The sequence below is a fragment of the Flavobacterium sp. CAN_S2 genome (assembly GCF_015752255.1).
Classification (GTDB): domain Bacteria; phylum Bacteroidota; class Bacteroidia; order Flavobacteriales; family Flavobacteriaceae; genus Flavobacterium.
Genome location: NZ_JADOVA010000004.1, coordinates 187,992 through 207,727, shown reverse-complemented (window position 1 = coordinate 207,727; position 19,736 = coordinate 187,992). Strand labels below are relative to the sequence as shown.

Genomic DNA, 19,736 nt, shown 5'->3' with positions numbered 1-19,736 from the left:
TTAGGAAATGTGAAGAAATAGTTATTAACGTGGGATTTATGAGACGTTAGTTTTTACAACATGTAATGGACACGGAATTCAATTCCGCGCGAATGTCTTTTTAAATTTTTAATTTCAATGCATTATATTTTTTATCCTCAAATCTTTGTTCTTTAATCACGAACTACACGAAAGGATTCGTGCAGCAGCGGGGTACATTTGGATTTTAAGCAGCGGGTTAATTCGCTCGAGCTATTAAAAGTTTACAACCAAAAATCCATCAATTCTTATCTATTTCCTCTTTTACTAGATGAAAAAATGACCACAAAAAAAATTAAAAACCGAAGTCATAAATTACTTGGGCAAATAAATCCATTAAATAATTCAATTTAAAATGTCAAGTTTTTTGAGCAAATAACTTGACATCAACATCAATTAATAATTTCTTTCTTTCAAAAATTGCACTCAAATAATATCAATTAGTACTTAAGTCAATTCCCTTAATAACAGATATTTAAGTTATATCAATTAATTTATAACTTGTACCTCTTCCTGCACCTTCTTGCACTAAAATACCTTTAGTTATTAAATCTTGTAAATCCCTTAGCGCAGTATCAGTAGAAATGCCAGTTATCTTTGCGTATTTAGAAACGGTTAGTTTTCCAAAAAAAGTATCTAGCAACATTTGAGTAACCTTCTGTTGGCGATTATTAAAATCAATAGAATGATTAATTTCCCAAAATTGAGCACGTTTTAAAGTCATGGCAATAGTTTGGTCTGTCTGCTTCATAGAACGCAACAAACAGTTCAAAAACCATTCTAACCAATCAGTTATATCCAGATCTCCTTTTTGCGTTTTTTCTAATATGCTGTAATATGTTTTACGTTCAATTTGAATTTGTGCTGACATGGAGTAAAATCGCTTTTTACTATGATCGGCTCGTGCTAACTGCATATCCGTAATTGCTCTAGTAATACGACCGTTTCCGTCGTCAAAAGGATGTATGGTAACAAACCATAAATGAGCAAAAGCCGCTTTCAATACAGGATCAAATGATTGTTCATCATTAAACCAATTAAAAAAGACATCCATTTCATGGGGTACTTTATCTGCTACAGGTGCTTCAAAATGAACTATTTCTCTCCCCATTGCACCCGATGTTACTTGCATCACACCATCTCGCCAGTCCGCAGTTTTAATTTTATACATTCCGCTTCTACCTGTTGGAAAAAGGGCTGCATGCCATCCAAATAAACGCTCCTCGTCGAGCGGTTCTTCATAACGTTGTGTAGCATCTAGCAACATTTCGACAACACCATCTACATTACGATCAGCAGGAACAGCAGCAGCAATCTCGATACCTAGTCGTTTTGCTATTGAAGATCGTACTTGATCATGATTTAGTTGCTCCCCTTCAATCTCGCTTGATTTAATTACATCAAGAGTCAGTGTTTGCAGGACCGTTTCTTCTTGTAGACGAAAGCCAAGCCCTTGCATAACACCCAGTATAATTCCCTGCTGATGCCTTACTTTCCCAAGTAGTGGCGTAATGATAGCTGCATCCCAGGTAAAATTTGGCCACTCTTTCTTTTGATAAATATACATAGTACCGCATTTTTGCGGTAAATATAGCGTTTAATTACCGTATGAAAGTAATTTTGCGGTGTAAATAATTTTAATACGTAGCAAAAATGCGGTGAATAAGTTGATTATTCACCGCATACAATTCAGAGGCTACAGTAAGTTTGGAACTAAATTACGCCGTTTTCGGATTTGGCCACTCTTTCAAATACAAAAACCTAGTTACAATTAAGGCAATTGCCCAAATCAGTTGTTATAGGTGCTGGTGGCTAGATTTATAGTTCTTTTAATGCGTCAATTATTTCTTGTGTAGAATGAATTGAAGTGTTTAAGGCCATTTTATCTGCCAAAGTTGGACTAAATTTCAATACTTCGTCTTTTGAAATTTTATGCCAAATAGGTAAAATAACTTTATGTCCATTCATTTCTCTGGCAACCATTCCGTTTAATTCATATTCTGTCCAATTCTATTTTACAAAAGAAGGTGAAATAATAACTATTCCAAATCTTGAATTTATAAGACCCGAATCAATCTTCTTTCTTAAACTATCTCCAATTTTTAATTCAAATTCATCGTACCAAACTTCAAATCCATTTTCTTTTAGTGAATCAGCTAAACTCCTTACAATATCATCTTTGTCTTCGGAAGCGTGTGAAATAAAAAAATCATATTTTTTATCTTCTATTATTTCTATGTTTTCTGAAATTTGCTTTGACGAAAAGTTCTGATTAATTAAAGTATCTAACTGTATTTTTTGTTCATCGATTTTTCTTTGCAAACTTTTTTGAAAATCTTCTTGTTGTTTATTTTGTTTTTTTAATTCAGTTTCATCTGATCTTCTTAACTCTTGCTTTTTCTTTCCTAGCTCGACAGATTTATCTGCAATCTTTTTTTGATGCTCTGCAATTTTCTTTTTACAGTTGTAAATATCATTCTGATAGACTTGTATTTGTCTTTGTTTACTTTGCAGAGAAGAAATAGATGTACTTTTATTAATGGACTTATTTACGGAATCAATTTGTTTATTTTTATCATTTTCCTTTTTACTTTCGTCAGCAATTTTTTTATGAAGATCTGCAATTTCTTTCTCGATTCTATTTATTTGATTCTGATAGTAACTTGAATTCATAGTTTCCGTTTTTTTATTGCTTGCCATATACGTTCTGATACTACCTTTAGATTTGCCAAATCTTTCAAATACAAAGCAATTTTTCCATTAAGCCAAATCCCTAAATTACTTGTAGCGTATGTAATAGCCACTGATTTTATTTATTATCTTTTTCTAAAGTCTTTTATTAAAATATTTCTCAATTTTAAAATTTTATTAGTTTGATTTAGAATTGATAATTATTCTTTTAATTTTTGTATTTTTTTTAAAGTCAGAAATTATTGCTTTCTGCCCAAGAGTACCAAGTTTTTCATATCCGCCAACAGCATCATCTACATCTAAAATGAATCTAATATCGGGGTACGAACTAATTTTTACTTGAACGGCATTTCTGTCTTCTTCTAGCCAACCAATTTCTATTTCTAAATTACCCAATATTTCATCTACTTTTTCTAAGGTTACACCAACTCCAATTCCTTCTTTAGTACTAAATTTGTCTGATAAAATTATTAAATAACTTATTTTGTCTCCCCAATACCAAGCACTCAGATTACTAGAAGAAATATAAAAGACATCTTTCCTATTTATGTATTTATTACGCTCATTTTCGTCATCAAATGATTCACTTCTTTTAAAAAGCAATGCGCCTATAGTTATCTCTGGGTTTTCTACAAATCCATCTTCATCAATAACTAAATTCTTCCCTAAATCAAAACCTCCGTCACAAGCAGCGTCAACGCAAGTACCGTATCCTTGAATAAATTGGAATTCATATTCATATTTTGCAATTTTCTTCCAAGGATTTCCAATTTTAAAAAAACCAACGGAGTTGTTTGTTATCAAGGATTTAGCTTCTATATTTTTATCATTAATACTTTTATCATTTAAAACGTTTGGTTCACTTATCGATGACTTAACTTCATTATTAATGTTGTCATTTGTTGTTTCTTCAATTATTCTTGTGTTCGTTGTATTATTTTTTTGGTTTAAATTATAAGCAGTGGATAGTACAGCAAATAAAATTAAAATCAAAAAAAAGATTAGAACTTTATATGTACTAGATGACTCTTTGTTTTTTATGAGATTTTCTGTTTCACTTATTTTTTCTTCTTTTTGTCTTATTATTTCCTCTCTTTTTAAGAAATCTTCTTCTTGCTTTCTAAACTCATCCTCTTTTTTTCTAAGGTTTTCGTCATATTCTCTATTATTTATAGTAGTATCGTTGATATAATCATAATGTTTTCTTTTTGAGATATCAGAAAGAATTTCATACGCTTCTTGAATTTCTTTAAATTTTTCTTCGAAGAATTTATCACCGTTATTTAAATCGGGGTGAAATTTTTTACTTAGTTTCCTATAAGCAATTTTGATATTTTCTAAAGTAGCATTTTTTGCAACCCCTAGTATTTTATAATAATCTTTAAACACCATCTTTACTTTTAATTCGTTAAAAAGCTGTTTTCATACTACAACTTTAAGTTTTTTTTGTCTTAAAAATCACGTTAGATTCTTAATTCCGCTATACCATCGGCTATAACTTACCGATTGATCTGACAATATTAGACTTATTCATTCTAAGCCATCATCCCCTTCACAAAAACCTCCACAAACTCTTTCATTTTAGCGATTATACGATCGCCAATGGTTCTGGCTTGCAGGATGCTAGGTCTGTTGTCTAAGCATTGAAAGACTTCATCTTTTATGGGTTCTCGACCACTGTAGATGTAAGCATCTATTAAGGATTTAAATTGTGCTTTATCCAAATGTTCTTCCTCGCAGAGTTTGCCTAATGCCAAGACCTTTTGATCTTGCCAGTATTTTTCAAATTCATCTTCAATAGAATCACCGTCTTTGATGTTGGGCATGTTCTCATCAATAAATTTTTGGATTAAATCTCGTTTGCTTCGTAGCTGAATGTCGCCACCCAATAAATCAATGATGGCTTTCTTTTGGGCTGCAGCAACGGTTGGTGTTTTTTCGCCTTTTAGTTGCGCTAACAATTTTAGGATGTACGCCACGTTGATTTGGTCGGTATGAATTAATTCTAATTCAAAATCAATGTCATCCAGAATTGATGTTTTTTGCTTTTCAGTATCCTGCTTCACCTTTTGGTAGATGTCTAAATACTTGGCTTTGTAGTCCTCGTATTCTTGCTCATTAATTCCTAAATCCTCCCAATCAAAATCAGTGTAGGATTGTAATACATTCATGGCTCGCATCAATTTTCTGAACGCTTGCACAAACTGCGCATCTTCTTCTTCGTTTTTTAAATCGTTTACACTTTGATATGTGGGTGTAATTTCTCTTAGAAGTTTTAAGGCTTCATCAAATTTTTCAGCAATAGCCTCATAATCTGGCATGGTCACTACTTCCACAGCCTCTTTATTCGAAAACAAAGTTATGGCATCGTCAGTCGCTTTTTTAAGGTTTCTAAAAGCCAAAATATTTCCTTGTGATTTCTGCTCTCCTAATATCCTATTGGTTCTAGAATAGGCCTGAATCAAACCGTGTTGCTTCAAGTTTTTATCTACATAAATTGTATTTACTTTTTTAGCATCAAAACCCGTAAGCATCATATTCACGACAATCACGATATCCAATCGGTCTTTCTCATGATTGAAATTTTCTTTTTCTCGATCTTTTAATCGTTGGCTAATATTTTTGAAGTAATTCTCAAACTGTTGACTGTCCTTAGTCGAAAAACTAGTATTGTACATTTTGTTGTAATCACCAATGTATTTTTCTAGCTTGTCACGGGTGTGTTTGGATTGATAGGTCGTTGGCTTTTCCGCTAAAACATCAAAGTCAACCTCATCACTTGGTAAATAATCTTGTGCTTCTTCTGAATCTTCATTGGTACCATATGTAAAAATAGTAGCAATACGTAAGTCGTGTGCTCCAGCATCTTTCTTTTGTTGAAAAAGGTCGTAATACTGAATCACATTATCAATACTACTTACTGCTAAAAGTGCCGAATAATCTTTATTGAACGTCTTTTGATCGTGATGCGCAATGATGTAATCTACAATTTTATTGATTCTCTTTTCAGAATCTAGTACTTCTTGCTTGTCAATGTCCTCTACTTCTATGTCAATAAAAGCATTGCTCTTGTTCTTGTATTTCCCAACATATTCAATCCCAAAACGCAAAACGTTTTGATCCCGAATCGCATCTGTAATGACGTATTTGTGTAAGCAATTGCCAAACAAATCTTTTGTGGTACGTTTTCCTAAATCATTCTTAGATGCATTTTCGGCAAAAATGGGTGTTCCTGTAAAACCGATTAACTGACTTTTCTCGAAGAATTTAGTAATTCGGTCGTGTGTTTCTCCAAATTGTGAACGATGACACTCATCAAATATAAAAACGATTTTCTTGTGTCGTAAAGCTTCTATTTTGCCCGAAAACCGTTCCGAAATGGCATTGTTTAATTTTTGAATGGTGGTCAAAACCAACTTTGTATTGTCAGTCAATTGTCTTACTAACGATTGGGTATTATTAGTAACATCAACACTGTCTTTTTTGAAAGCGTTGAACTCATTCATAGTTTGGTAATCCAAATCTTTTCTGTCCACTACAAAAACGACTTTGTAGACTTCGGGTAATTCCATCAAAATTTGGCTGGCCTTGAACGAAGTTAGGGTTTTACCCGATCCTGTGGTGTGCCAAATGTATGCGTTGTCATTTGAGTTTTTGACTTGGTGAATAATGGCTTCGGTAGCAAAAAATTGATACGGACGCAACACCATCATCACCTTATGGGTTTCGTTAATCACGATGTAATGTGCTATCATTTTACCCAATTGGTTTGGATTTAGTAAAGCAGCTGTAAACTCGGGTAATTCTGTGATGTTTTTATTATTGGCATCGGCCCAAAAGAAGGTTTGTTTGACCGATTGCAATTTATTGTTGGCCAAATATTTCGTATTGACACCATTGCTAATGACAAACAATTGCACGTATTGAAACAAACCGTGGTTGCTCCAAAACGAGTGCATTTGGTAGCGATTGATTTGATTAAAAGCTTCTTTGATTTCAATGCCCGAGCGCTTCAATTCTATTTGAATCAATGGCAAACCATTGATTAGAAGTGTGACATCAAAACGATTTTTGTAGCTACCTTCTAATGATATTTGATTGGTAACTTGATATAAATTCTTGCTGTTATCCTCTGCATTAAAAAACCGAACGTAAAACGAAGTGCCATCTTCTTTAGTTAATTGAAAGCGATCCCGAAGTGTTTTGGCTTTTTCAAAGACATTGCCTTTGGCCAAATGATTCAAAACGGCATCAAACTCTTTGACTGTAAAAGTGGTTTCATTAAAAACTTCCAACTGACTTTTAAGGTTGAAAACTAAGGCGTCTCCATCCTGAATTTTGACAGAGGCATAGTTCAAACCAATCAATTGCTTGATTAAGTTGTTCTCTAATGTGGCTTCGGATTGATGGCTCATGACTATTAAATTATTAATCCTTTTTTATTCGATTATATATCTGTTTATCATTGTAATCAAATATTTCTATTACTTTTTCTAAACTAGGGTGTTTTGATTTATTTTCTTCACAAAATTCCTCAACTTTTTCCCAAGAAAGAAAACTCATTTCAAAATCTATCTTATCATTAAATTTATTAATATCTTCTTGAAGTGTCGGAATAATACCAATATAGTAGGCTTCTTTACATTCAATTAAATTAAAAGCTTTCTCAACAATAGGATTGTTTCCTATTTTCCTATTTCTAAAAAAGGATTTGATTTCAAGCTTTTCACCTTTTTTATCTATTTTATCTTTTTCAATCTGTTTTTTTATTTCTGGCCAATTGTCAATTAGTTGTTTTTTAAAGTAAAGCTGATAGAATAAGTTGGATGAATAACCTTTATATTCTTTCTTTTGAAAGTACTTATCAAATTGAGTTTTTATAATCCAGTTACTACCCGATGTTTTTACTTTTCCTTCAATAAATAATACTATTTTGTCTTCTGCCTTTTCGATTTTTTCATCTTTGTAATGAATGATAATTACCAAATCTGCATCACCAAAATCTGAAAAGGATTGTTCTAAAAGTACAGTGTACCTATCCGGTTTTCCTAATTTAAAAGGTTCGTTTAATGTTATTTTATTGATAAATTCTCCCATTAACTCTTTATCCTCACCTATAGAGAATATCAAAGAATTGATTATACCACGTTCTGAATAGCCTAGAATTTTCATACTTTATCCTTTTATATACCGAAATTATTAATCCTCGTATTTAACCATCGCCTGACAATATATAAAATCAAAAGAGTCTCTTTTTGAAATTGAAACCCCACCTTGAAGTTCATATCCTTTTTCTAAATAATAGATGACACTTTTTTCAAAATCAGTGCGAAAAGTTTCAAAATCGAGATTTTGACTATTTTCTATAATTGTACTTTCTTTAATTTTGAGCCTCTGAATTTCAATTTTGGTCGAGGCAATTTTTTTAGCAATTTTGGCAATTTCATTCTCCTTATTTAGAATTTCTTTTTTAAGTTCTATTCTATAATATTCATCCTCCGTTTCATCAAAATAATCAAAATACCTTATATTTCTAATTGGATGCGAAGCATTAAATTTATTTTGATAAAATAAATCATCACTCTCAGATACTTTATAAGTTGAAAAATCTTCAACCATATTCAAAAGTTTATCAATGTATTTAATCACTTCCTGGGAAAGTATTTTTTTGTTCTCCTGAATTAATATTTCATTCTCAATATTTTTTATATTTAAGCTTATTTTAAGAGCTTCCCCTTTATTTGTTGGGGAATAATGTTGGTTATATTCATTTGGATCTTTTCTAACCTCTACAACAATATAATCTATAATTTTTCTCCTCATAATTACACAAATAGTTGTTGCAACAATCCTTTTTTAAATAATTGCGTTTTTACCAATTCCCCATTGACCTGTTCTATTTTAGCATCGATACCCGATAAAAAATTGGCGATTTTTTGTTGTTCTTGGATACATGGAAGTTTAACATTAATCTTATTTAAAGATTCTTGATTTATATTCGTATTTGCACTTGATGTAGCATATGATAGAATTTCATCTCTAAAACTTTGAGATGAAAAACAATATTTTTTAAATTCTTGAGCGAGAGATTTTCTATCGTCTCTGAAGCGAATTAAAAAACCACTGTAAACTGTATTTAATAAATCTTCTTGAACAATTACTGTTTCACCAACTCCAGAACGTTTAACAGAAGACCTTATAAAAAGCACATCCCCTTTTAAAACATTATATAATATTTTTTCTTTTTCGTTAGAATTAACAAGGTCAAATTCTTGATTATATATCTCTGATTTACCAAAAACATTCATAAGATTAACAAAAGGTGAACCAAATCCAAAATCCGTTTTATCTTTATTTAAACCATTTTTTAAAGTGCCTATATCTCCCAACTTTTTCTCCTCCCAATCTGCATAATCTTTTCCATTCTCATCTTTAAACCTTAATTTACCAAAGAACAATTGCTGCATGACGCCTTTTTTATATTGTTCTAATAATTCCTTTTTGCGGGACAATTGCTGTATTTTTTCATCGACCGCCCTTAAAAAAGAAGCTATTTTTTGTTGCTCGGGAAGTGTGGGAAAAGCAACATTGAAACCTTTTAAATCTTTTCCGTAAATAGCCGCTACACTTGTTGTTCCCGTAGCAAAACGTCGTAATTGATTTATTGAGTTTTTTGTATTGAAATAATAATTCATAAAAACATTTGATGTTTCTATTTCATTATTAAATTTCATTCTCATTAGGTTTGAATTATAAAGTGCGAAAGGCAATTCTTCTCTCCAAATCGAAACTTTTCCAACTAATTCTAAAGTATTTCTTGTATTGAATAATAAGTCTCCTTTTATTAAAACATCTTCTTTATTGTATTCAATATCCTCAGGTAAAAACTGGACTTTATTAATATTTATTTCACCTCTTCCTAAATTTCCCATTTTAATAACAGGGATTCCATTGTTAGATTCGGAATTTTCATAATTACCTCCTAGACGTCCTTCTTTTAATAAAGCAGAAAACTTTTTTACCATCCATTTATCATTAAACTCCTGAAAACGCAATTGTGGAATCAATATTTTTTTCTTTTCGCTGTGTAAAGTTGCTGTATTCATTAAAATGGGGTTTCAATTCCTAATTCAGAACAAAAACCTTCAATTGTTGTATCTGTTGTTTTAGTAAGAACAGCCAATTCTCGCAATTCATTGGTAATAGCAGTTAAATCAACAGCATCTTCTTCTTCAAACGTATCTACATAACGAGGAATATTTAAATTATAATCGTTGGTTTCTAATTCGCTTAATAAAGCAACGTGGCTGTATTTCCCTTCTGGTAAACGGTTTTCGTAGGTATTTATAATTTTATCAATATCGTTTTTGCGCAGCACGTTTTGGGTTTTTACTTTCTCGAAATGTTGGCTGGCATCTATAAACAAAATATTATCTGGGTTGTCGCGTTTTTTCTTTAAGACCAAGATACAGGTTGGGATGCTGGTTCCGTAAAAAATATTGGCGGGTAAACCAATTACGGCATCGAGGTAGTTTTTCTCTTGTATCAAATATTGGCGTATGTGTCCTTCGGCGCCACCACGAAACAAAACGCCGTGTGGCAAAACAATGGCCATGGTTCCGTTATCGTCAAGCTGGTGCACCATGTGTTGTACAAAAGCAAAATCAGCTTTAGAGCTTGGCGCGAGTTTTCCGTAAGCAGAGAAACGCTCATCGGTCATGTGCAGCGAACTCGCAGACCAATTGGCCGAGAATGGAGGATTGGCCACGATGGCTTCAAAACGCAAATCGTAATGTTGTGGGCGTTCTAGGGTATCTTCGTTTTTAATATCAAAACGTTTGTAGTGTACATCGTGCATGATCATGTTCATGCGGCACAAGTTGTAGGTGGTAGGATTCATTTCCTGTCCGTAAAAAGCACTAACATCTTTTACTTCTTTGGCTACACGCAACAGCAAGGAACCCGAACCACAAGTTGGGTCATAGACGCTCTTGAGTTTGTCTTTACCCACGGTTACTAATTGTGCCAAGATGCTACTGACTTGTTGTGGCGTGTAGAATTCGCCTGCTTTTTTGCCGGCACCACTGGCAAACTGACCAATTAAATATTCGTAGGCATCGCCTAGAACATCACTGTCGGTATTTTCTAAATCAAAGTCAATTTCGTCTAAGTGAATCAAGACTTTTACGATCAATTCGTTTTTATCGGCTTCGGACTTTCCTAGTTTGTGAGAAGTTAAATCGAGGTCAGAAAACAAGTTGCCAAAATCTTCTTCGCTTTCAGATCCCATCGTGCTTTGCTCAATGTGCGTGAGTACTTTGGCAAGGTCGCCTAGGATGAAATTGTTTTTTCCGCCTGCGTTGCCTCTGCGCGCTAGTTCTGAAAACAAATCAGCCGGCTCCAAGAAAAAGCCTAATTTGTCAATGGCCAATTGTTTTATTTCTTGCATCAAGAGTGCTTCGTCAGGATGTCCTATTACTTCTTGAAAAGTCAAACCGTCGGGTTGCAATATGGTGTTGGCGTACAAATCCATTTTAGTACTTAGGTACTTGTAGAAAATGAAACCTAATATGTAATCTCTAAAATCATCGGCATCCATTTTCCCACGTAGGGTATTTGCAATGTTCCAGAGTTGTTGTTCTAATTTTTGTTTTTGTTCAGCTGCCATTAAGCGATTATTGTTTTGAATGATTTGCAATTTCCGCTAAAGTATTGAATAATTCATTAAGGCAAAAGAGGAAACCCCTAAAGTGATTTTTAAATTACAATAATTCCATACCGTTTGTTTTATTTTAATTGTATTTGTGTAAATAAACGAAGTATTATAGAATTTTACCATACCCACTTTTAGTGATATTTAAGTTGCCTGTCTCCTTTATTTTACTTTTTAACAGGAGCAACCTAACTATTTATTGACTCTTGCAGCTTCTTTTTATTGGAGATGCTGCATGTGCCTTATTTTTTAATTTGGTGTAAAGGGTAGTCCGCTGCATTTTTTGACCGCTAGATATTTCTAGCCTTAATTTTGTTGAAATAAGAACTCGTGTGTATCGATAACGGCAGCTCTTCCCATCTGCACTAAATTACGAGTTTTTTTTAAAAATATTCCGAGTGTTTTTTCATTATAAATCAATTTCATTTCCGAAGAATAATCGGTTACCAAATACATATCACCCTCTAATTTAAAAAAAGGAATCTCAGATTTACCTTTAGCTTTTATTCCTTTATTAACTACAACGCCGTTAGCTAACGCATCCTTTAGTACTGCATCACTTTTTTCTTTTGAAGCTACTTTAGCATAGGCTACCATCATATTCATCCATTCGCTATTGTCAATCAAGTACCATTCTACCTTATTAAAGTCAATACCTTGATCGCTGATCCAACCGTAGCTGGTAAAAGCAAGTAATACCAGCTTTTTACCATCCAGTTTTGGATTGTCGGATGGACTAAATTCTTGTATTTTAAAAGAAATAACAGAGGTAGCTGACATATCTTTTGTTTTTTTTCCATTAAAATCAAGTGTTTTTAATGAAAAACTATTTAATTCCGGATGATTCGCTAAAACATATTGGGTAGCAGTCAATTCGGCTCTTTCTTTCATATCCTCTACGGCAGCAATTCCTGCTCCTATGGCTAACAGACCACCGGCCACCGCAGCTGCTGCTCCACCATTATTTTGTGCTTGTGCTTGTTTTGGTATTAATGATAGGATAATAATTAAAGCAATAGTAAATTTTTTCATTTGTTAGTGAGGTTTAGATTAAAAATATCCCGTCAAATCTATAGTATAAAATTTCGGTTATCTTACGGTTTCCCACATTTTGAGAAAATAATTATTTAATTCATCACCATTTAGACTGCTTAGAAACAATTGGAAATCGTACAATTTAATCACCCCGTCCTTGTTATCCGGTACTTGTTCCAACTGCGCAAAATTGATGTTTTGGTACAGCGATTTTTCTCCTACAATGTCTTGCATGATAATGAAAATTGCTTGTTGCAACGTCTTGGTATCACAATACAAATTGTCGTTTTTTTTAAATACTACTATGCCGAACTTATGTGATACTTCATGATACTCCAACGGTAAAAAAGTGAGTTCGTAGGCTTTTAGTCTCATCTCATGGAAGAAGCTAATAAAAGAATTGAATAGGTGTTTAACAGTGTTTTTGAAACCACTATAAAAAATATTATTTTCATTGGAAGTAGACAATCTCACTTCTTCAATACCAAATAGGCCAGACTCGGATCATTTAAAAGACGCTCAATTTCAGATTGCATAATCTCTTGAATATCCTGCTTAATTTGTAAATAATTTCGTTGCACTATAGTGTTGTCAATCTTCCTAATAATGGCAATATCTGTATAATTTTCTTCTTCCTTTTTTAGCCGTTCATGGTCGTTGACAATTTCACAATGAAACGTTTTTAGATCAATTTTGCAGTTAGGATCATCGGCAACCATGCCAACAAATTCACCGGAACTTAAAGAGGAAATTTTAGAAGGAGGGACGGCTGACTCTAATTGTTTAGAACGGCTGATGGAAGTGTCGCCGCTATTTATAGATAGCGATTCTCTGTCCTGCATAATTTTTCCAAAACGCTCTGACAATTGCTTGGCGGTGTCACCAGTAACTTGACCGCTCACAATATTTCCGGTGATGTTCATAATCACATCTGCCTGTTCGCGACCATAATCTTTACGCAACTGACTGAAGTCCTGAATCCCCAAACAAGTGGCTACTTTATTGCTTCGTGCAGTGGCAATTAGGCTATCCATATTGTTGAGATAGATGGTCGGGAATTCATCGAAGATCAGGCTACTTTTGAGTTTACCTTTTTGATTCACCAATTTTACCAAGCGTGAGACATACAAGGACAATACTGCACCATAAATTTGTATTTTCTGAGGGTTATTACCCATGCAGACAATCTTTGGTTCAGCCGGATTATTAATATCTAATGTAAAGTCATTTCCCGATAGTACATAATACAACTGGGGAGAAGAAAGTCTGGCCATTGCAATTTTGGCGGAAGCAATTTGTCCCTCCAATTGTTCCATGGCATCGTTTAGATAGGCAGTGATAAAGGGATTGATAAGTACCTCAATTTCTTTCTCCGTCCGCAATATCGTAAACAGGCTGTCATAGTCGAGCTGCATGAGCTCAATAACATGGGGCAGTGTACAGAATTGACCCTCCTTGTACTTCCTTAAATACCAGATGATCGCAGTCAGAAAATTGATCGGTGATTCGACAAAAAAATCACCCTGTCTTTTGATCCATTCCTTGTTTAAACCCAATAATATAGTTCGCGCTGATTCTGCTGCATCAGTGATGTCGGTCATAGCGGAAGGCTCCAATGGATTGCATCGGTGTGTGCGTGTCAGGTCATCAAAATTAATAACATAAAACTGTGGTGGAATAGGATAGAGGTGGTTGTATTTCAGCCAGGTATTATACGTGATTTTTGAAAGGTCGTCAAATTTAAAATCATAAATAAACATCGTGAATCCTTTGCGAATGTGCTGGGTAATCACATGCCGAATAACAAAATAGGATTTACCTGATCCTGGAGTTCCCAAAACCATCAACGCACGAAAGGGATTGATGATGTTAATCCAGCTGTTTCGGACTTTATCTTTCAAATGATACCGCGCCGGAAGATTGATGGAATATTCATTTTCCAGCAATCGTTCTTCCTGCGGAAAGGTTTCATTTTCTTTATTGAAAATATCGTTGCTATTCAACCGGTTTTTTATAATCCGTGAGAGTAAGGTACCTCCCGAAAGCATTACTAAAAATCCGATAGTCGTACTACCGATATAAACAATTGATTTTGCAGTATTATCTGTTTTTACCAATAGCGACAGGTAGCTCATAAAGTAAATTAATGCACCTGTTATGATATAGGCAATAGCTGTTTTATGATTTAGTTTTTCGTCTTTGCGGCCCTTTGCTCCAAGTAAGGAAATCAACAATAATCCCAAAGTAAAAATCTTGGATTTATGAAAATAATAAAACAATCCCGTACGCTTTATGTTACCTAAAATAGAATCACTAAAGGCACTAACAAAGCCCCACTCTTTGAAGGCGCTATAACAGTAATAATAAAAATGGAGGAGTAAAAGTACAATACTTATGAGTCGGGTCATATCGAGAATTTTTCGTAATGCCTGTTCGTTTTCGCCTGTTTGCATAGCCATAATGGTTTCGTTTATTGATTATCAGATTGTCCTTTTCGTTTCTTTTTTTTCTTCTTGCCTTTTAGTTGATTGGGCAAGTAGGAGGAATCGTGTTCCGACTGTGTAAGTGCGTTAACAAATTTTGACATCACGTTACCATCATCACCCGTTATACTTTTTTTAGAATCTTGATCAACAGAAATATGCCCAACTTCTTTAGAGTCTGATTTCAAGGAATTTTCATCGGATTTTTTAACGGTGGAAACAGTTGTATTTTGATTAACAAATTCATTCAAATTGCAACGCTCCTGAATGGCTTTTGCACTGTATAATTTCCCCAAAGCACTTCCATTAAAAACAGATTGAGTTTGGTGATCCACATACGTAATACCGTAAATTAAACCTTCTTTATTTTGCCGAATAACCATTTTGATTCCAGACGCTTCTACAATTTTTGCCAATTCCTGAATTGAAATTTTTTTGTTCTTCAATAATGCAATATCAACAGTATTTTTTATTCTTGATTTATGGGGTGCTCTCCCTTTTTCATTTTCAATAAAGCGATCTTCTAAAAATTTAAGTGTTGGTTTGCTGTAAAAGTCACTCGCTTTAATTGGGACGCCAACCTTATTACCACCTTGATCTAGTATGCGATACACTAACCCTTTGTTTTGAAAAATCCTTGAATTTTCGCTTCCCCTGTCCGCTGCAACGTTATACTGTTTCAAAACGGCATTTAATTCTGGCAGGCTGGTGTATTTATAATTCTGAATCACTTTATCCAAGACGTTGGTTATGGCCCGTTTGGATTCAGTACATCCGTATTCCACTTTGTTGGTATCAACAGGTTTTATTCCTAATTCTTTTTCTCGTTTATGCTTCTCCGCTGGAACCAATCCATACGCTGTTTCAATTTCTTTTCGTGCTTTTTCAGATTGATTCCGACCAATATTCTGCATGTCAATTCTACTACCGTCCTCCCTGACTTTTAGGGAAATGATATGAATGTGAGGGTGTCCCGCATCATGGTGCTGATACACCAGATAGGGTTGTTCTCTAAAACCAATTTTCGCCATATAAGTATCCGCTATTTCCATTAGTTTCTCTTTTGGAATTCCTTTTTCAGTCCCATCAAAATTGAGCGAAATATGTACGCTGTTCCGTTTCACATTTTCATTTAAATCCGCTTGTTTCACGAACCGGTTTAGTTTGATTGTAAAGACCATTTTTTCAATATCGACTGGATAATTTCCAGCGCCAATACATTCTGCTACACCCTGCTGAACTTTATTTTCATTGTAGTTCAAAATGCGATTTATGGAATGACCAGTTTTGATTATTGCAACCATGATTCTGCAAATTTTTGAATGTGTTTTTTGATTTCATCCACCTTATTAAAAAGAATCTTTTTTTCCAATTCGTAGCTAATGAGCCAGTGCTTAAAATCTATAATCTGATGTAACGTATGAAGTTTTTTTACAGCCTGATTAAAGTTGTTTCCTATAGCATTAAGTTCTCCTCTTAAACGAATCATTTCCGCCATAAAATCGTCTAAGGATTGATTTCGATAGGTATTGACGATAGGTTTGTGTAAAAGATTTTTTCTTGCGTAATCGCTTATTTTTCGACAGGTTGATTTATTAAACTCCTTCATTATCTTTTGATATTCATCAGGGGTTAACCGCAGATGAAGCCACTTTGTTCGGTTCTTTTGCTCTTCCATCATCTATCATTTTTGTGTTTCAAACTCTTTTAATCTTTAAGTGTCACTGCCCACGAGTCCCGAGTGAATAGGCAGCAAGATATCGGTTGTGATACAACCGGACATCTTGCCGATTGCAGGAACGTGGCAATCTTTCGGAGACTTTAATGTCTATTAGAATTTTAAATAGTTCTAAAATGCTCAAAAAGCTGATTTCTTATTTACAGCAACTTTTTAAAATCAGAGATAGTAAAAACAGTATTTCGGAGCGTGTAAAAGCCTACTGCTATAATTTTTGAAATGTTACAGTTTTTGCAAAGTCTATGTATTGTCTTTATTTATAATACTCAAGGAAAAGGCACGCTAAGCAAAATTTTGAACTTTTGGACCTCCGAAATCCAAATCGGTTTTATTCAAAATTTTTGATTTAGAAAGTGCTTTTTCAAAGCAATATTTCGACTTAAAAGAGACAAAGTCCTGACTATTTTTAGGAAGGTTTTTGGCTCTTGTCTTAAAGAAAAAACAGCATCTGGTACCATAAATTTTAAGTTGAAAATTTGAATCAGATACGAAGTTAAGTAAGCGGTAGCAATCTTACCTATCATATGTATATTTCGCCTATCAAAGTTAATACGTCCCTTTATACCTTTGTAACAGTAAATTATTAATTAAAATGTGAAAATTATGCTGACAACAAATGATGTGGCTAAAGTGTTTGATACGATATTGAGCACGCCTGGGATGAATGAGATGGTGAAAATTGACTTGAAAATTTCACGAAAAAATGTACTGTTGTTGCATCATGTTATTGAGCGGGGAATGACAGTGGAAAATGATGTTTCAGGAGTATTAGGTAGCCTGTCGAAAGAAGGGTTATCAGAGCTTAAGAATGTAGCTGAAGAGTGTCTTCAAAAAGCTGGAATTGTAGAATTGAATCAAAAGCTTACTACTTTAAGTGCAGCTTGTAAATAGCATAAGCGGCTCAAAGTAAAATGAAGTGCTTACCAAACAAAATAGTGGTAAGCACTTTTTTTTATTGTTCTTCTAAAAGGATAAAATGGCTTATTTCTGAAAACTATTGGCTTGTTTCAGACACGCTATCTTTAAAATAACGTACCTAAATTTGTTTTGGATGTAGCTAATGTAACGGATTTAATTAAAATAGCAGTATACTAAAAAACTATAGAATTATGAAACAACTAAACAAAATCAAGCGTGTTGCCGTTGAATTAATTTGTCTTTTATACGTTCTGTTATTTATATACGCAGCGGTCAGTAAATTACTTGATTTTGAAAATTTTCAAGTTCAATTGGGACAGTCTCCGTTATTAAGTGCTTTTGCTTGGTGGGTATCTGGATTAGTTCCGATAATGGAACTTGGAATAGTGGTAGTACTGGCAATTCCAAAGTGGCGTATTTTAGGTCTTTTTGCCTCGCTAAGTTTAATGACCTTGTTTACAAGCTATATTTTTATTGTGCTGAATTTTAGTGCTTTTGTTCCTTGTTCTTGCGGCGGTATATTGGAAAAAATGAGTTGGAATACCCATCTTGTCTTTAACGTTGCATTTGTTGGATTAGCTGTTGTAGCTTTGGTTTGGCAAAATCAAATAATTATTGAAAATACACGATTTAAAATAATACAGCCTCTTGTTAAAAGTATTTCTATCGCGATAGTATCGAGTGTAGGTATTATGACTATTCTTTTTTTGTCCTCAGAGGATTTAATGCAACGAAAAAATCCTTTCGTTAGGCGGTATATCCGACGCTCTATTGAGCTGGTTCATTCGGTAGATTTAAAATTTAATTCCTACTATTTTTCAGGGTACAACCAAGGCACTATGTATCTTGGTAATTATACAGACCCACTTCGCATACTATCAATAGATTCTAGTTTTAAAGCAGTAAAAGGAATTGAAATTGATTTTAAAAATAGGAATCTTCCTTTTCGCTCGGTAAAAGTTTTAGTCAGAGGTAACTACTTTTTTCTAATAGATGGAAGTGTGCCCAGAATTTTTAAGGGCAGCATTGAAGATTGGAAAATTACAGAGGAGTTAAAAGGAGTTCCTAATTTTACACTAGCAGAACCTATCGATAGTACTAGAATAGTTTTTCGAAATAATACGGGGTTAGGAGCCGCCCATATTCTTGGTATTTTTAACTCGAATCAATCTTCTAAAGTTGAGTATTTGCCTACTCTATTGCAAAAACAAATAGATGGTATTTTTGATACCGATGGGATGTTGCTTTTTAATGCTGAATTAGGTCGAATAGTTTATGTTTATTTCTATCGTAATGAAATTATTTTAGCGGATAAAAATGGAACCTTACAACAAAGGCAACATACGATTGACACCATATCAAATGCTAAGATTAAAGTAGCTTATCTGAAAGAAGGTTCGCAACGAAAAATGTCTGCCCCACCCGCTATCGTAAATGCAAACACTGCTACAAAAAGTAACCTTTTATTTGTTGAATCGAAGGTTCCCGGATTATATGAGGATGATGCCATGTGGAAACAAGCCGCTATTATTGACGTCTACAATCTAAAAAAGAACACCTATGTTTTAAGCTTTCCAATTTTTGGTGTCAAGGAGAATAAATTACAATCTCTATTTGTTACGAAAACCCATTTGTATGTGATTCTTGGTACCAATTTAAAAATTTACGAATTGAAAGACATTCTTAGAAAAGAAATGATAAATGGAATGTGAACACATTCTCATTTATAAAAAAATACCGGCCAGTATCAGGAAAAAAGATCGAAAACCTGTAGAAAAAAGTAGATCAATTTTAAGTTTAATTTTAATACTTTTTATTATGAAAACGACATTTTTTAAAACGATCGTGCCTTTTGCAGCAGTTGCAATTCTAGGCATTTCAGGAGCCTTTTTGACCACGTCGATGCAAAGTGGTTCTAATTTAGCTACTCCGAAACAAGGGTACATGGATGGGCCAGAAGGGCCTTGTAGTGTCGAGGTAAATTGTGATACCAATCCTGGTCTAATTTGCGAGGTAAACGGTGTTCAGGCTTTCGGAAAAGATAATAATTGTAGTGAGATTCTATATCGTCCTTCAAACTAATTATCAGCCGAGCAAAAAGAGCAGTGCAGTTCCGATAAGGAACTGCACTGTTTTTTTA

The 19,736-nt window shown here is 33.8% G+C and carries 17 protein-coding genes; 3 read left to right on the top strand and 14 right to left on the bottom strand.

All coding sequences use genetic code 11. The features are described 5' to 3' along the window. Positions 1 to 493 precede the first annotated feature (493 nt). From IWX80_RS12720 to IWX80_RS12655, 14 genes are all read right to left on the bottom strand, one after another. Entirely contained in the window at positions 494 to 1,585 is a 1,092-nt protein-coding gene (locus IWX80_RS12720) for a Fic family protein (protein ID WP_196853747.1), read from the bottom strand. Between the two features lie 251 nt (positions 1,586 to 1,836). Beyond that, on the bottom strand, positions 1,837 to 2,001 hold the full coding sequence (locus tag IWX80_RS12715) for a hypothetical protein (RefSeq protein WP_196853746.1): 165 nt from the start codon (positions 1,999 to 2,001) through the stop codon (positions 1,837 to 1,839). A gap of 27 nt (positions 2,002 to 2,028) precedes the next feature. Continuing rightward, positions 2,029 to 2,691 carry a TIR domain-containing protein gene (locus IWX80_RS12710; RefSeq protein ID WP_196853745.1) on the bottom strand — a complete coding sequence of 221 codons (663 nt, stop codon included), beginning with the start codon at positions 2,689 to 2,691 and terminating at the stop codon, positions 2,029 to 2,031. Between the two features lie 195 nt (positions 2,692 to 2,886). Further along, the gene (locus IWX80_RS12705; RefSeq protein WP_196853744.1) at positions 2,887 to 4,101 is read right to left on the bottom strand and encodes a J domain-containing protein; all 1,215 of its coding nucleotides are present in this window, start codon (positions 4,099 to 4,101) and stop codon (positions 2,887 to 2,889) included. A 143-nt stretch (positions 4,102 to 4,244) separates the two neighbouring features. Then, positions 4,245 to 7,124, bottom strand: coding sequence for a type I restriction endonuclease subunit R (locus tag IWX80_RS12700; protein ID WP_196853743.1), 2,880 nt, complete (start codon positions 7,122 to 7,124; stop codon positions 4,245 to 4,247). Positions 7,125 to 7,137: 13 nt separating this feature from the next. Continuing rightward, positions 7,138 to 7,881, bottom strand: coding sequence for a hypothetical protein (locus IWX80_RS12695; protein WP_196853742.1), 744 nt, complete (start codon positions 7,879 to 7,881; stop codon positions 7,138 to 7,140). 27 nt (positions 7,882 to 7,908) lie between these two features. Next, entirely contained in the window at positions 7,909 to 8,532 is a 624-nt protein-coding gene (locus IWX80_RS12690) for a hypothetical protein (protein WP_196853741.1), read from the bottom strand. Between the two features lie 2 nt (positions 8,533 to 8,534). After that, positions 8,535 to 9,815 carry a restriction endonuclease subunit S gene (locus IWX80_RS12685; RefSeq protein WP_196853740.1) on the bottom strand — a complete coding sequence of 427 codons (1,281 nt, stop codon included), beginning with the start codon at positions 9,813 to 9,815 and terminating at the stop codon, positions 8,535 to 8,537. Further along, positions 9,815 to 11,377: a type I restriction-modification system subunit M gene (locus tag IWX80_RS12680; RefSeq protein WP_196853739.1), complete on the bottom strand. Its 1,563-nt coding sequence runs from the start codon at positions 11,375 to 11,377 to the stop codon at positions 9,815 to 9,817. The genes IWX80_RS12685 and IWX80_RS12680 overlap by 1 nt, the downstream gene beginning before the upstream one ends. 351 nt (positions 11,378 to 11,728) lie before the next feature. After that, positions 11,729 to 12,454, bottom strand: coding sequence for a hypothetical protein (locus tag IWX80_RS12675; protein WP_196853738.1), 726 nt, complete (start codon positions 12,452 to 12,454; stop codon positions 11,729 to 11,731). Positions 12,455 to 12,511: 57 nt separating this feature from the next. Then, the gene (locus IWX80_RS12670; RefSeq protein WP_196853737.1) at positions 12,512 to 12,736 is read right to left on the bottom strand and encodes a hypothetical protein; all 225 of its coding nucleotides are present in this window, start codon (positions 12,734 to 12,736) and stop codon (positions 12,512 to 12,514) included. 191 nt (positions 12,737 to 12,927) lie between these two features. Beyond that, on the bottom strand, positions 12,928 to 14,910 hold the full coding sequence (gene mobC, locus IWX80_RS12665; RefSeq protein WP_196853736.1) for a conjugal transfer protein MobC: 1,983 nt from the start codon (positions 14,908 to 14,910) through the stop codon (positions 12,928 to 12,930). A gap of 17 nt (positions 14,911 to 14,927) precedes the next feature. Beyond that, complete coding sequence (locus tag IWX80_RS12660; RefSeq protein ID WP_113637222.1) at positions 14,928 to 16,244, bottom strand: relaxase/mobilization nuclease domain-containing protein; 1,317 nt, start codon at positions 16,242 to 16,244, stop codon at positions 14,928 to 14,930. Next, positions 16,232 to 16,621 (bottom strand): plasmid mobilization protein, encoded by a 390-nt coding sequence (locus IWX80_RS12655; protein WP_113637225.1) that lies wholly within the window; start codon positions 16,619 to 16,621, stop codon positions 16,232 to 16,234. The genes IWX80_RS12660 and IWX80_RS12655 overlap by 13 nt, the downstream gene beginning before the upstream one ends. A 660-nt stretch (positions 16,622 to 17,281) precedes the next feature. Here IWX80_RS12655 and IWX80_RS12650 point away from each other — a divergent pair. From IWX80_RS12650 to IWX80_RS12640, 3 genes are all read left to right on the top strand, one after another. Further along, entirely contained in the window at positions 17,282 to 17,569 is a 288-nt protein-coding gene (locus IWX80_RS12650; RefSeq protein WP_113637231.1) for a hypothetical protein, read from the top strand. 218 nt (positions 17,570 to 17,787) lie between these two features. Beyond that, on the top strand, positions 17,788 to 19,308 hold the full coding sequence (locus IWX80_RS12645) for a MauE/DoxX family redox-associated membrane protein (protein WP_196853735.1): 1,521 nt from the start codon (positions 17,788 to 17,790) through the stop codon (positions 19,306 to 19,308). A 106-nt stretch (positions 19,309 to 19,414) separates the two neighbouring features. Then, complete coding sequence (locus tag IWX80_RS12640; RefSeq protein WP_146779248.1) at positions 19,415 to 19,678, top strand: DUF6520 family protein; 264 nt, start codon at positions 19,415 to 19,417, stop codon at positions 19,676 to 19,678. Positions 19,679 to 19,736: the final 58 nt, after the last annotated feature.